General features: G+C 50.9%; 11 protein-coding genes. 7 read left to right on the forward strand and 4 right to left on the reverse strand.

Features of this window, described 5'->3' with window-relative positions; translation table 11 throughout:
• Positions 1 to 44 precede the first annotated feature (44 nt).
• Together C510_RS0107825 and C510_RS0107830 are read left to right on the forward strand one after the other, a co-directional pair.
• Entirely contained in the window at positions 45 to 278 is a 234-nt protein-coding gene (locus C510_RS0107825) for a hypothetical protein (protein WP_018710790.1), read from the forward strand.
• Between the two features lie 10 nt (positions 279 to 288).
• Positions 289 to 723 (forward strand): nucleoside deaminase, encoded by a 435-nt coding sequence (locus tag C510_RS0107830; protein ID WP_018710791.1) that lies wholly within the window; start codon positions 289 to 291, stop codon positions 721 to 723.
• Positions 724 to 786: 63 nt separating this feature from the next.
• Here C510_RS0107830 and C510_RS0107835 read toward each other — a convergent pair whose 3' ends face one another.
• From C510_RS0107835 to C510_RS0107845, 3 genes are read right to left on the reverse strand one after another with little or no spacing between them, the layout of a single operon-like run.
• Positions 787 to 1077 carry a DUF4834 family protein gene (locus C510_RS0107835; protein ID WP_018710792.1) on the reverse strand — a complete coding sequence of 97 codons (291 nt, stop codon included), beginning with the start codon at positions 1075 to 1077 and terminating at the stop codon, positions 787 to 789.
• A 58-nt stretch (positions 1078 to 1135) separates the two neighbouring features.
• Entirely contained in the window at positions 1136 to 1843 is a 708-nt protein-coding gene (gene pssA / locus C510_RS0107840; RefSeq protein ID WP_018710793.1) for a CDP-diacylglycerol--serine O-phosphatidyltransferase, read from the reverse strand.
• A gap of 18 nt (positions 1844 to 1861) precedes the next feature.
• Positions 1862 to 2548, reverse strand: coding sequence for a phosphatidylserine decarboxylase family protein (locus C510_RS0107845; RefSeq protein ID WP_025892339.1), 687 nt, complete (start codon positions 2546 to 2548; stop codon positions 1862 to 1864).
• Positions 2549 to 2861: 313 nt separating this feature from the next.
• Between C510_RS0107845 and dnaE the strand changes: the two genes are divergently transcribed.
• From dnaE to C510_RS0107865, 4 genes are all read left to right on the forward strand, one after another.
• Positions 2862 to 6659 carry a DNA polymerase III subunit alpha gene (dnaE, locus tag C510_RS0107850; protein WP_018710795.1) on the forward strand — a complete coding sequence of 1266 codons (3798 nt, stop codon included), beginning with the start codon at positions 2862 to 2864 and terminating at the stop codon, positions 6657 to 6659.
• A gap of 41 nt (positions 6660 to 6700) precedes the next feature.
• Positions 6701 to 7018: a thioredoxin gene (gene trxA, locus C510_RS0107855; protein WP_018710796.1), complete on the forward strand. Its 318-nt coding sequence runs from the start codon at positions 6701 to 6703 to the stop codon at positions 7016 to 7018.
• A 34-nt stretch (positions 7019 to 7052) separates the two neighbouring features.
• Positions 7053 to 7388 (forward strand): hypothetical protein, encoded by a 336-nt coding sequence (locus C510_RS0107860; protein WP_018710797.1) that lies wholly within the window; start codon positions 7053 to 7055, stop codon positions 7386 to 7388.
• Between the two features lie 328 nt (positions 7389 to 7716).
• On the forward strand, positions 7717 to 9144 hold the full coding sequence (locus tag C510_RS0107865; RefSeq protein ID WP_018710798.1) for a methyltransferase RsmF C-terminal domain-like protein: 1428 nt from the start codon (positions 7717 to 7719) through the stop codon (positions 9142 to 9144).
• A 70-nt stretch (positions 9145 to 9214) separates the two neighbouring features.
• On the opposite strand, the gene C510_RS0107870 is transcribed toward C510_RS0107865, so the two are convergent.
• Positions 9215 to 11371, reverse strand: coding sequence for a DNA topoisomerase 3 (locus tag C510_RS0107870; RefSeq protein ID WP_026320152.1), 2157 nt, complete (start codon positions 11369 to 11371; stop codon positions 9215 to 9217).
• A 279-nt stretch (positions 11372 to 11650) separates the two neighbouring features.
• Between C510_RS0107870 and C510_RS0107875 the strand changes: the two genes are divergently transcribed.
• Positions 11651 to 12331, forward strand: a complete 681-nt coding sequence (locus C510_RS0107875; protein ID WP_018710800.1) for a zinc metallopeptidase — start codon at positions 11651 to 11653, stop codon at positions 12329 to 12331.
• Positions 12332 to 12345: the final 14 nt, after the last annotated feature.

Below are 12345 nucleotides of genomic sequence, written 5' to 3' on the forward strand. Positions count from 1 at the left end.
TTTATGCTGTCATTTGACGGAAGTCACGTAAATTTGCGTCGTATATGGTAAATAGAGGAAAAAAACGTAAGAAAGTACCTTCATCGGCTCCTCCCCGTAAGAGACGGATGGTTTGTCTGTTGAGCGAAGAAGAAGTACAGATTGTCAACCGTTACCTGGAGACTTATCAGATAACGAACAAGGCACGCTGGCTTCGTGAGACCATATTGGCCTTTATCCACGAGAACATGGAGGAAGATTATCCTACCCTGTTCAAGGAACATGATATGCGCAGATAATCAGAAAAGAATGGCGGACGAACAATTTTATATGCAACAGGCGTTGCAGGAGGCGCGGAAAGCGGCCGAGGCGGGCGAGGTGCCCGTGGGTGCCGTGGTGGTTTGTCGTGACCGTATCATTGCCCGGGCACACAACCTGACGGAGACCTTGAACGATGTGACGGCACATGCCGAAATGCAGGCCATTACGGCCGCCGCCAATGCTTTGGGCGGAAAGTATCTTACTGACTGCACCCTATATGTCACGGTGGAGCCGTGTGTGATGTGTGCCGGTGCCATTGCTTGGTCGCAGATGGGGAAACTGGTTTTCGGTGCCGTGGATGAGAAGCGGGGCTACCGTCGTTATGCTCCTCAGGCATTGCATCCTAAGACAGAGGTCGTTACAGGTGTCAAGGCCGAGGAATGTGCACAGCTCATGAAAGATTTCTTCAAGAAAAAACGATAAGGATTTTGAATCTTCAGTTCTTGTGTCTTGAAAATCTTACGTTGAAATTAACTCAAAACCTGGTTAGTCTTTAATTTCTTCGAATTCGATGTATTCCCCTTCATCGTCATCGAAAATCTTCTTCCGTGGACCTTTGGATGATTTCCGGCGGTAGTTCCCGGACGAGGTCGTTTCTGTGTATCCGGTGTCGGAATCGGTGTAGTCCTGTGGTTTTTCGTAGGCAGATGTGCGGTCGGTTCCTGTCATTCGTTTACCCGCCTTGATGACGGTACCGATGATTTTGGCCAACAGAGACAGACCAATGATAAGGATGATAAAGACAAAAAATAGTATAAAACTTAGAAATCCAAACATAGTTATTGTTTTTAGTCACTCATAAACAACAACCGTGCCACCCCAAAAGCATGACGGTTTATGATTTTTTACGAGTCAGGATTGACAGGAGGATGTACCAAAGGATGACTGCCGCAAATCCGCTCAGCTGGAAAATAACTAGCAAAGGAATGCTGACAATCAGGAAAATATAGCTGATTTTATTGTGTCCCCAGGATAAATCCTTGAATTTGAGTGAGAACATGGGTAATTCGGCTACCAGTAACAATGACATGACGAGAACCAGTACCAGCAGGTAGAGCGCGTTGAAGTTCTCGGAAACGAGCCAGGCATGTTCGCCTACGACCAGTGAACCCCAGAACAGGGCGTTGGCCGGTGTGGGCATTCCAATGAAGGAAGTGCTCTGCCGTTCGTCTAAGTTGAATTTTGCCAGGCGGAGGGCCGAGAAGACGGCTATCAGGAAGGCGGTATACGGGAGCAGGTGCGATATGGATTCGAGCCATGCCGGAAAGTGTACTTCCTTGAACAGGGAGAAGGCGATGGCAGCCGGAGCCAGTCCGAAAGTGATGTCGTCGGCCAGGGAATCCAGTTCCTTGCCGATGGGCGACGATACGTGAAGCAGGCGGGCAGTCATGCCGTCGAAGAAATCGAAGACAGCGCCCAGCACGATGAACAGAAGCGCGTATTCATACTTGCTCTGGAAGGCCATGTAACTGGCTATGCATCCGCAGAACAGGTTGCAACTGGTGATGCTGTTCGGCAGATTCTTCACGATAACGTTTGCCATGTTTTTTCCCCTTTTCCTTTATTTAAGTTTTGCGATGATGGTTTCGTTTCCGGTGGTCTTCTGTCCCATGCTGACACAGACTTCTGTTCCCAGCGGGAGGTAGACGTCTACACGAGAACCGAACTTGATGAAGCCCATGTGCTCGTCGATGTAGCAGTCTTCGCCTTTTTCGGCATAGGTAACGATACGGCGGGCCACCGCACCGGCTATCTGTCTGGCCATAACCGTTTGTCCGTCGGGCGTTTCGATGACTACCATGGAGCGTTCGTTTTCGGTGCTGGCTTTTGGGAGCCAGGCCTTCATGAAGCGTCCGTTATGATGGTCGACGTGTTTGATGACTCCGTCTACCGGATACCAGTTGGCATGTACGTTGGTAATATCCATGAAGATGGAAATCATGAGGCGACGGTCATGGAAATATTCGTATTCATCCACTTCTTCGATGACTACCACTTTTCCGTCGGCAGGCGCTACAACTATCTTTTCGGTTTCACCCTTGAAAAGACGGATGGGACAGCGAAAGAAATTCACCATGAGCAGGTAGAGTATGATACTGGCTACTGCTATAATATAAAAAGGTATTTTACACTCAATTCCCCAATACAAGGCGCCGTTGACAGCCAGCAGCAGGATGGCACTGGTAATCAGTATGTGTGTACCTTCGTGGTGTATGCGGATTTTTTTCAGTTTCTTTATACGGTTCAAATTGGCCATGACACAGTTTCATTTATCACGCAAAAATACATTTAATTTGAAAACTCTGCAAAAAAACGCTTAGAAAATGAACGTTTGTTGCATGATATGGCCAAAACGGCCTGCTCGGGATAGCGGGAATCCGGTGGTTAGGTGACTGGTTGTTGCTGGTTTAGCCGCTGGGAAGTTCATTGGAAGCTGGATTTTTGATTTGTTAAAACGTGAGAAAATAAGTTCTTCCCGTCCGGGAGGTTGGTTACTTCGGAAAAAGGCGGTATCTTTGATACGTTTTTCAAACGGGAAATCATAAGGAAATATACAATATATGCAGGATTTTGTTCATTTACATGTTCATACGCAGTATTCCATTCTGGACGGACAGGCTTCTATCCCTCGTCTGGTGGATAAGGCGATAGCCAACGGAATGCGGGGAGTAGCCGTGACCGACCATGGCGACATGTTCGGTATCAAGGAGTTCTTCAATTACGTGAACAAGAAGAACGGAGGTACGAACGGCGAAATCAAGGACTTGAAGAAGAAGATTGCTGCCCTGGAGAGCGGAAAGGCCGAGTCGGAGAATCCGGAAGCGGAACTGGCCGCCTGCCGCGAACAGCTGGAAGCGGCCAAAAAGCGGTTGTTCAAGCCTATCATCGGATGTGAGATGTATGTGGCCCGCCGGAGTCTGGAACTGAAAGACGGAAAGCAGGACCAGAGCGGTTATCACCTGGTGGTGCTGGCCAAGAACCTGAAAGGTTATCATAACCTTATCAAGCTGGTGTCGAAGGCCTGGACCAAGGGATTCTATATGCGTCCGCGAACCGACCGTACCGAACTGGAGAAATACCACGAGGGACTGATAGTCTGTTCGGCTTGTCTGGGTGGGGAAATTCCCCGGCGTATTACTGCCGGTCAGTTCGCCGAGGCCGAAGAGGCCATCGAATGGTACCGGAACCTGTTCGGCGATGACTTCTACCTGGAGCTTCAGCGGCACAAGGCGACGGTACCCCGCGCCAACCACGAGACTTATAAGCTGCAGGAGGTGGTGAACAAGAAACTGATGGAATATTCGAAGAAATACGGTATCAAGCTGGTCTGCACGAACGATGTGCACTTCGTGGATGAGGAGAATGCCGAGGCTCACGACCGGCTTATCTGTCTGAGTACCGGAAAAGATCTGGACGACCCGAACCGTATGCTTTACACCAAGCAGGAATGGATGAAGACCCGCGAAGAGATGAACGAGCTTTTTGCCGATGTGCCGGAAGCACTGGCCAATACCGTGGACATCTGTGACCAGGTGGAGTTCTATTCCATTGACCATGCCCCCATCATGCCTACCTTTGCCATTCCGGAGGATTTCGGTACCGAAGAGGAATACCGGAAGAAATTCACGGAGAAGGACCTGTTCGATGAGTTCACGCAGGACGAGAACGGCAATGTGGTGATGGATGAGGCTTCTGCCAAGGCGAAGATAGAACGTCTGGGCGGGTACGAAAAGCTTTACCGTATCAAGTTGGAGGCCGATTACCTGGCGAAACTGGCTTACGACGGGGCGAAGCGCCGCTACGGCGAGCAGCTGACGGATGAGGTGAAGGAACGTATCAAGTTTGAGCTGCACATCATGAAGACCATGGGTTTTCCGGGATACTTCCTTATCGTACAGGACTTCATCTCTGCCGCCCGCAACCAGTTGGATGTATCTGTCGGACCGGGACGTGGTTCGGCGGCCGGTTCGGCGGTAGCCTATTGCTTGGGTATCACCCAGATTGACCCTATCAAGTACGACCTGCTGTTCGAACGTTTCCTGAATCCGGACCGTATTTCCTTGCCGGATATCGATGTGGATTTCGATGATGACGGACGTGGACGCGTGTTGAACTGGGTGACCGAGAAGTACGGACAGGAGAAGGTGGCCCACATCATCACTTACGGTACGATGGCCACCAAGCTGGCCATCAAGGATGTGGCCCGGGTACAGAAGCTTCCGCTCTCGGAATCGGACCGCCTGTGCAAGTTGGTTCCCGATAAAATACCGGACAAGAAACTGAACCTGCCAAATGCCATTGCCTACGTGCCTGAGCTTCAGGCTGCCGAGGTATCGTCCGACCCGGTGCTGCGCGATACCATCAAGTATGCGAAGATGCTGGAGGGAAACGTGCGGAACACGGGGGTGCATGCCTGCGGTACCATCATCTGCCGTGATGACATTACGGACTGGGTACCGGTAAGTACCGCCGATGACAAGGAAACGGGTGAGAAGATGCTGGTGACCCAGTACGAAGGTTCGGTCATCGAAGATACGGGACTTATCAAGATGGACTTCCTGGGTCTGAAGACCTTGTCCATCATCAAAGAGGCTCTGGAGAATATCAAGCAGAGTAAAGGGGTTATCCTGAACATCGACGAAATCCCCATTGACGACCCTGCTACCTATAAGTTATATAGTGAGGGACGCACCATCGGTACGTTCCAGTTTGAATCGGCCGGTATGCAGAAGTATCTGCGTGAACTTCAGCCTACCACGTTCGAGGACCTGATTGCCATGAACGCCCTCTACCGTCCAGGACCGATGGACTACATTCCGGATTTTATCGACCGTAAGCAGGGACGGAAGCCCATCGAGTACGATATTCCGGTGATGGAGAAGTATCTGAAAGATACGTATGGTATCACGGTGTACCAGGAGCAGGTGATGTTGCTTTCGCGCCTGTTGGCGGATTTTACCCGAGGCGAATCGGATGCCTTGCGTAAGGCGATGGGTAAGAAGCTCCGCGACAAGCTGGACCACATGAAGCCGAAGTTCATCGAAGGAGGAAAGAAGAACGGACACGACCCGAAGGTGCTGGAGAAAATCTGGGCAGACTGGGAGAAGTTCGCTTCGTACGCTTTCAACAAGTCGCACGCTACCTGTTACTCGTGGGTGGCTTATCAGACAGCCTACCTGAAGGCAAACTATCCGTCGGAATACATGGCGGCTACCATGAGCCGGAACATCTCGAACATTACTGAAATCACCAAGCTGATGGACGAATGTAAGGCGACTGGAGTGAATGTGTTGGGACCGGATGTGAACGAAAGTAACCTGAAGTTCTCTGTGAACCGCCACGGTGATATCCGTTTCGGACTGGGTGCGGTGAAAGGAGTAGGCGAGGCCGCCGTACAGAGTATCCTGGAGGAACGTAAGAAGAACGGCCCGTTCCGGGGTATCTTCGACTTCGTGCAACGGGTGAACCTCTCGGCGTGCAACCGGAAGAACATCGAGAATCTGGCGCTGGCCGGTGGTTTCGACAGTTTCCCGGAAATTAAGCGTGAGGACTTCTTCGTAAAGAATGCCAAGGATGAAAGCTTTTCGGAGGTATTGGTACGTTACGGCAGTAAATATCAGCTGGATAAGGCCGCTGCGGTGAATTCTCTCTTCGGAGGCGACCTTCAGGTGGAGGTGGCGACACCGGAAATCGTGAAGGCACCGGCCTGGAGCGACCTGGAACGTCTGAATAAGGAACGTGAACTGGTAGGTATCTACCTCTCGGCTCATCCGCTCGACGAGTTTGCCGTGGTATTGGAGAACGTGTGCAACGTGCACATGACCGAACTGAGCGACCTGACTTCGCTTCAGAACCGCGACCTGGTACTGGGAGGTATCGTGACGGGAGTGCGTGAAGGCTATACCAAGAACGGGAAGCCTTACGGAGTGGCGAAGGTAGAGGATTACTCCGGTGTGGCGGAATTCGCCTTCTTCGGTAACGAATGGGTGGAGAAGAAGAATTTCTTCTGCGAAGGGATGTTCCTTTTCATGCACGGCAAATGCCAACCCCGGCAATGGAAGCAAGATGAGTGGGAGGTGAAAATCAATACCATCGAGCTTCTGCCCGAAGTGAAGGACCGTGTCATCGAAAGACTGACGGTAACCGCTCCGCTATCGGCCGTGGACGACGAGATGATTATGGAACTCGCTTCGCTGGTGAAGGCTCATCCGGGCAATGCCGAACTCTGCTTCTTCATCCGCGATGAGGACGGGCAGATGCATGTCAACCTGATGTCGCGTACTTTGAAGGTCAGCGTACAGAAAGACCTGATGAATTATTTAAAGAGCCAACCCCTATTGGAGTATAAAATAAATTAGTATATTTGCCGTAGATAATTTTTAAAACATTGATTTGAATTATGGCACTGAACATTAAAGATGACAATTTTGAAGCAATTCTGGCTGAAGGCAAGCCGGTAGTGTTGGATTTCTGGGCAACTTGGTGCGGTCCTTGCAAACAGATTGCTCCATACATCGAAGAGTTGGCAGAAGAATATAAGGATAAGGTCAATATCGGCAAGTGTGATGTAGACGACAATGCGGATCTGCCTGCCCAGTTTGGCGTTCGTAACATCCCTACAGTCCTCTTTATCAAGGACGGTAATGTAGTCGACAAGCAGGTAGGCGCTACTACCAAGGCTGCTTTACAGGCTAAGGTAGAGAATCTGCTGAAGTAATTATATCTGTTAAACCATTAAAACGTATACGGCTATGGGAAGCGAAGACGATTTCTTGTTGGAAGATGAGGATGATGAAAAGACGGTAGAGTTCATCAAGAACTATTTGCCTCAGGATTTGAAGGACAAGTTTACAGACGACGATCTGTATTACATACTCGACCTGATTGTGGAGTATTATACCACCAGCGGCTGTCTGGATGCTCAGCCTGATGAAGAAGGTTATATCAACATTGACCAGGATGAAATCGTAGATTTCATAGTCAAAGAGGCTGCCAAGAACGAAATGGGTCCGTACGATCCGGAAGATGTATTCTTCGTGGTACAGGGCGAAATGGAGTATGGCAACCAGTTGGGTGAAGTGGAATAATCTTCTGACAATAAAAAGATTTGGAAAAGGTGTATCGGTTTTTTATCGGTACACCTTTTTCGTGTATTGACCGGTTACTCTGTTTAAATTTCTCCCATTCACTTTTAACTGATTAGGGGAATCTGTATTTTTGTAGCGGGAACGAGGCTTGATTGGCGGAGTCCCGGAAAACGTCTGGGCGTTTTGTTGAAAACGCGAGGATGTTTTATTCAAAACAAACGGACGTTTGATGCAAGACGAACGTTCGTTTCAAGCAAAACGTCCGTTTGTTTTCCGGAGATTCCATTTCCTCTGACCCATTCACCTTGAACAGATGTAAGAAAACGATATGAATCTACCCGAATTATTTGTGGAACGTACCCGTCGGCTGATGGGAGAAGAGATGTGTAACGCCTTGTGCGAGGCGTTGGAACAACAGGACACGCCGGTGAGTGTACGCATGAACACGGCCAAGTGGGAGCATGTACCGGCGCACCGGTCGGCAGTACCTTGGTCGGAACAGGGATATTACCTGGACGGACGTCCTACCTTTACGTTCGACCCGCTTTTCCACGCCGGATGCTACTACGTGCAGGAGGCTTCCTCCATGTTTGTGGAACAGGCGCTCCGGCAGTATGTGACGGAACCTTCCGTCATGCTCGACCTGTGTGCTGCTCCGGGCGGAAAGTCTACTTTGTGCCGCTCCGTATTGCCGGAGGGAAGTCTGCTGGTAGCCAACGAGGTGATGCGCAATCGTTCGCAGGTGCTGGCGGAGAATCTGGTGAAATGGGGACATCCGGAAGTCATCGTGACGAACAACGATCCGGCCGATTTCACACCGCTGGAAAATACCTTTGATGTGATGCTGACCGATGTGCCCTGCTCGGGAGAAGGCATGTTCCGTAAAGACCCTGTGGCCGTATCGGAATGGAGCCTGGAGAACGTAGATACCTGCTGGCAACGCCAGCGCCGCATCCTGCGTGACATCTGGCCTTGTCTGAAGCCGGGTGGTCTGCTTATCTATAGCACGTGTACCTATAACCGGGAGGAGAACGAGGATAATGTGGCGTGGATAGCCGAAACATTGGGTGCGGAGGTGCTTCCGCTGGAGGTACCGGAGGAATGGCACATTACGGGCAATCTGACGGGGAATGCCTTTCCGGTTTACCGTTTCCTGCCGCATAGAATGCAGGGCGAAGGCTTGTTCCTGGCTGTTCTGCGTAAACACGGAGAGGCCGTTGAGGCCGAGGTTTCGGAAACTTCTGTCCGACGGGAAAAACCGCGTAAGGGAGCGAAGGAAAAAGGTGGAAAAAAAGTACAGACGCTTACGGTCCCTTCTTTGGTGAAGCAGTGGCTTCGCGAAGATGAGGCGTACGATTGCCGGGTGGAAGGAACGGTCTGTTTGGCTTTGCCGAAAGCCTGGAGTGCCTTGTACGACCGTTTGAAAGACCAGCTCCGCATTTTGCATGCTGGTGTAGAACTGGGCGAACTGAAAGGGAAGGACTGGCAGCCTCATCATTCGCTGGCCATGAGTGCGGCATTGAAGAAGGAGGCTTTTCCGGAAGCGGAACTGACGTATGAGCAGGCTATTGCTTACTTGCGTAAGGAGGCGGTGACACTGGACGCTTCGGTGCCGAAAGGATATGTCTTGCTTATGTACCGTGGAGTGCCGCTGGGATTCGGAAAGAACATCGGTAACCGGGTGAACAACCTGTATCCCAACGAATGGCGCATTCGGAGCGGCTACCTGCCGGAAGAAATCGTTCTTGTGGATTGAAAGAAAAGGCCCTATCCGAGTTACCGGGTAAGGCCTTTTTTGATTTCCTTGATTCTCTATGTATCTCAGTTTAGAACGGTTTCCGGAAGGTACAGCCGTTTTTCCACTCGGAACATCCGTAGGCGGTTTTCCCTTTCAGAATGGTCCCCTTTCCGCAGAGCGGACACCGGCAACCGATGATGGCATCGCCTTCGGGCAGGGCTGGAGTAGCCGGTTCTTCCTTCGGTTTCGGGGGAGAACCCGTTTTCGGAGTCGTTTTCGAGGCGGCTTTTGGAGTGGACTTGCGGGTCCGTTTCTTCGGAGTCTCCGTGGTTTCCTTGGCTTTCGGGATGGAGACCGGCTTGTCTTCTACCACCGTCACCCGGCGGTTGCTGTTGTCGCTCAATACGCTATAGACGATTTCCGTTACCATCTGCTTCAGTTCGGTGAGGAAGGTACCTGCATCGTAGCTCTTCCGTTCGATTTCACGCAATTTCTTTTCCCAGATACCGGTCAGTTCGGCCGATTTCAGCAATTCTTCGTGGATAAGCTGAATCAGTTCCACTCCGGTGGGGGTAGCTATCAGGTTTTTCCGTTCCTTGCGGATGTAATGACGTTTGAATAGGGTTTCGATGATGGCGGCACGGGTAGACGGGCGTCCGATTCCGTTTTCTTTCATCGCATCGCGGAGTTCGTCGTTGTCTACCAGTTTTCCGGCCGTTTCCATGGCACGGAGCAGGGTTGCTTCGGTATAGGGACGTGGCGGTTGGGTCCATTTCTCGTTCAGCATGGGTTCGTGTGGGCCGCTCTCTCCCTTGTGGAAGACGGGCAATGTGCGCTCTTCTTCGGTGTTTTCCTTGGCTTCGTCCTGTTGGTCCTTGGCGAAGATGACCCGCCATCCCGGGTCGAGTATCTGTTTGCCGGTTACCTTGAATTCTATCTTGTCTGCTTCTCCCAGTACGGTAGTGGTAGAGAACTTACAATCCGGATAAAAGACGGCAATGAAGCGGCGGGCTATCAGGTCGAACACCCGTTTCTCCATATCGGTGAGGCCTTGCGGTTGTACACCGGTAGGGATGATGGCATGGTGGTCGGTTACTTTGGAATTATCGAATACTTTCTTCGATTTTATCAGGGGAGCTCCCGCCAGCGGAGCCGTGTAAGCCGCATAGTCCTTCAGTCCCGCCAGAATGTTGGGGCATTTGGGATAGATGTCGTCACTCAGGAAGGTGGTATCTACACGCGGATAGGTGGCCACTTTCTTTTCGTAAAGTGACTGGATGAGTTGCAGGGTCATATCGGCCGAGTAGCTGAACTTCTTGTTGCATTCCACCTGGAGGGAGGTCAGGTCGAACAGACGGGGCGGAGCTTCCGTACCTTTCTTGGTCGAGATGTCCGTTACCTCGAAGGGTACCTGGCGGATGCGTTCCAGCAATTCACGTCCGGTCTGTTCGTCGGTAATGGGAGGGATTCCCCGGTTTTCGACGGGTTGAGCTTTCTTCTTCGCAGGGTTCTCCTTTTCGGCTTCCTCGGCCAGTTCTTCGTCGCTTTTTCGGACAATGGCGGAAAAGACCGTATCGCGGTAGACGGTCTTCAGTTCCCAATATTGCTTGGGAACAAAATGCTCGATTTCCTGTTGGCGCTTCACAATCAAGGCCAGGGTGGGAGTCTGCACCCGCCCGATGGAGAGCACCTGTTTGTTTTGTCCGTACTTCAAGGTATAGAGGCGTGTAGCGTTCATCCCCAGCGTCCAGTCGCCGATGGCACGGCTCAGTCCTGCCTCGTACAGAGGTTGGAATTCGGATTGGTCTTTCAGGTGTGCGAACCCGTCACGGATGGCCTCCTCGGTCAGCGATGAAATCCAAAGGCGCTTCACCGGACATTTGGCTCCGGCCTTTTGCATTACCCAGCGTTGTATCAGCTCTCCTTCCTGACCGGCATCCCCGCAATTGATAATCAGGTCGGCTTTCGACATGAGCGATTCGATGATGTGGAACTGTTTTTCGATTCCCGGATCGTTGATGAGCTTGATGCCGAACCGGGGTGGAATCATGGGTAGGCTGCCCAGACTCCAGGTTTTCCAGGAGGGCGTGTATTCGTGTGGTTCCTTGAGCGTACACAAGTGTCCGAAGGTCCAGGTCACTTGGTACCCGTTCCCTTCGATGTATCCTTCTTTACGGTTTCTGGCACCCAGCACTTCGGCGATGTCGCGTGCCACACTGGGCTTTTCGGCAATGCAAACTATCATAATCTGTCTTTTAGAATGGACAAAGATACGGAAAGGTACGTGTAGAGGCAAACGAAAAACCGAGTTTTTCAGGCCTGACTCTTCCGAAGCATATCCTGTCTTACCTAAAGGTGGTGGAATGTCAAGGTTCATCTTCCATTTTTGTATAGGAACATTCAAATTCTATAATATACGTCAAAATAAAGTGACACGTATTGTCGGAATCGTCACTTCTGCTTATCTTGGCAAAGTATTTGTATAGAGATTACTGGATATTAATTTGAAAAGAATTTTTTTATTATGATGTTAAGTTGGGTAATATTTATTGGCGTGGCCATTCTGAGTTATCTGGTGCAGGCCAATCTGAAAAACAAGTTCGAACGATATTCGCAGATACCGCTTTCCAACGGAATGACGGGACGCGACGTAGCCGAGAAGATGCTCCGTGACAACGGTATTTACGACGTGCGTGTCATCAGTACTCCGGGAATGCTGACCGACCACTATAATCCCGCCAACAAGACGGTGAATCTGAGCGAGGATGTGTATGGAACGTGTAGTGTAGCGGCCGCCGCCGTAGCCGCCCACGAATGTGGTCACGCCGTGCAGCATGCCCGTGCTTATGCTCCGTTGCAGATGCGCTCGGCTTTGGTTCCGGTAGTTCAGTTCTCTTCATCCATCGTGCAATGGGTGTTGCTGGGAGGTATCCTGTTGCTGAATACTTTCCCGCAATTGTTGCTCATCGGTATCTGTCTGTTTGCCATGACTACTTTGTTCAGTTTCATCACCTTGCCGGTAGAAATCGATGCGAGTCGCCGTGCGCTGGTATGGTTGAACAGTGCCGGTGTGACAAACGCCTTTAATCATAACCAGGCAAAGGATGCCTTGAAATCGGCCGCCTATACGTATGTGGTTGCCGCCTTGGGTTCACTGGCTACGCTGGTTTATTATATCATGATATTCACCAACCGCCGGGAGTAATACCTGTTTGACGG

It is taken from the genome of Phocaeicola barnesiae DSM 18169 = JCM 13652 (assembly GCF_000374585.1).
Lineage (GTDB): Bacteria > Bacteroidota > Bacteroidia > Bacteroidales > Bacteroidaceae > Phocaeicola > Phocaeicola barnesiae.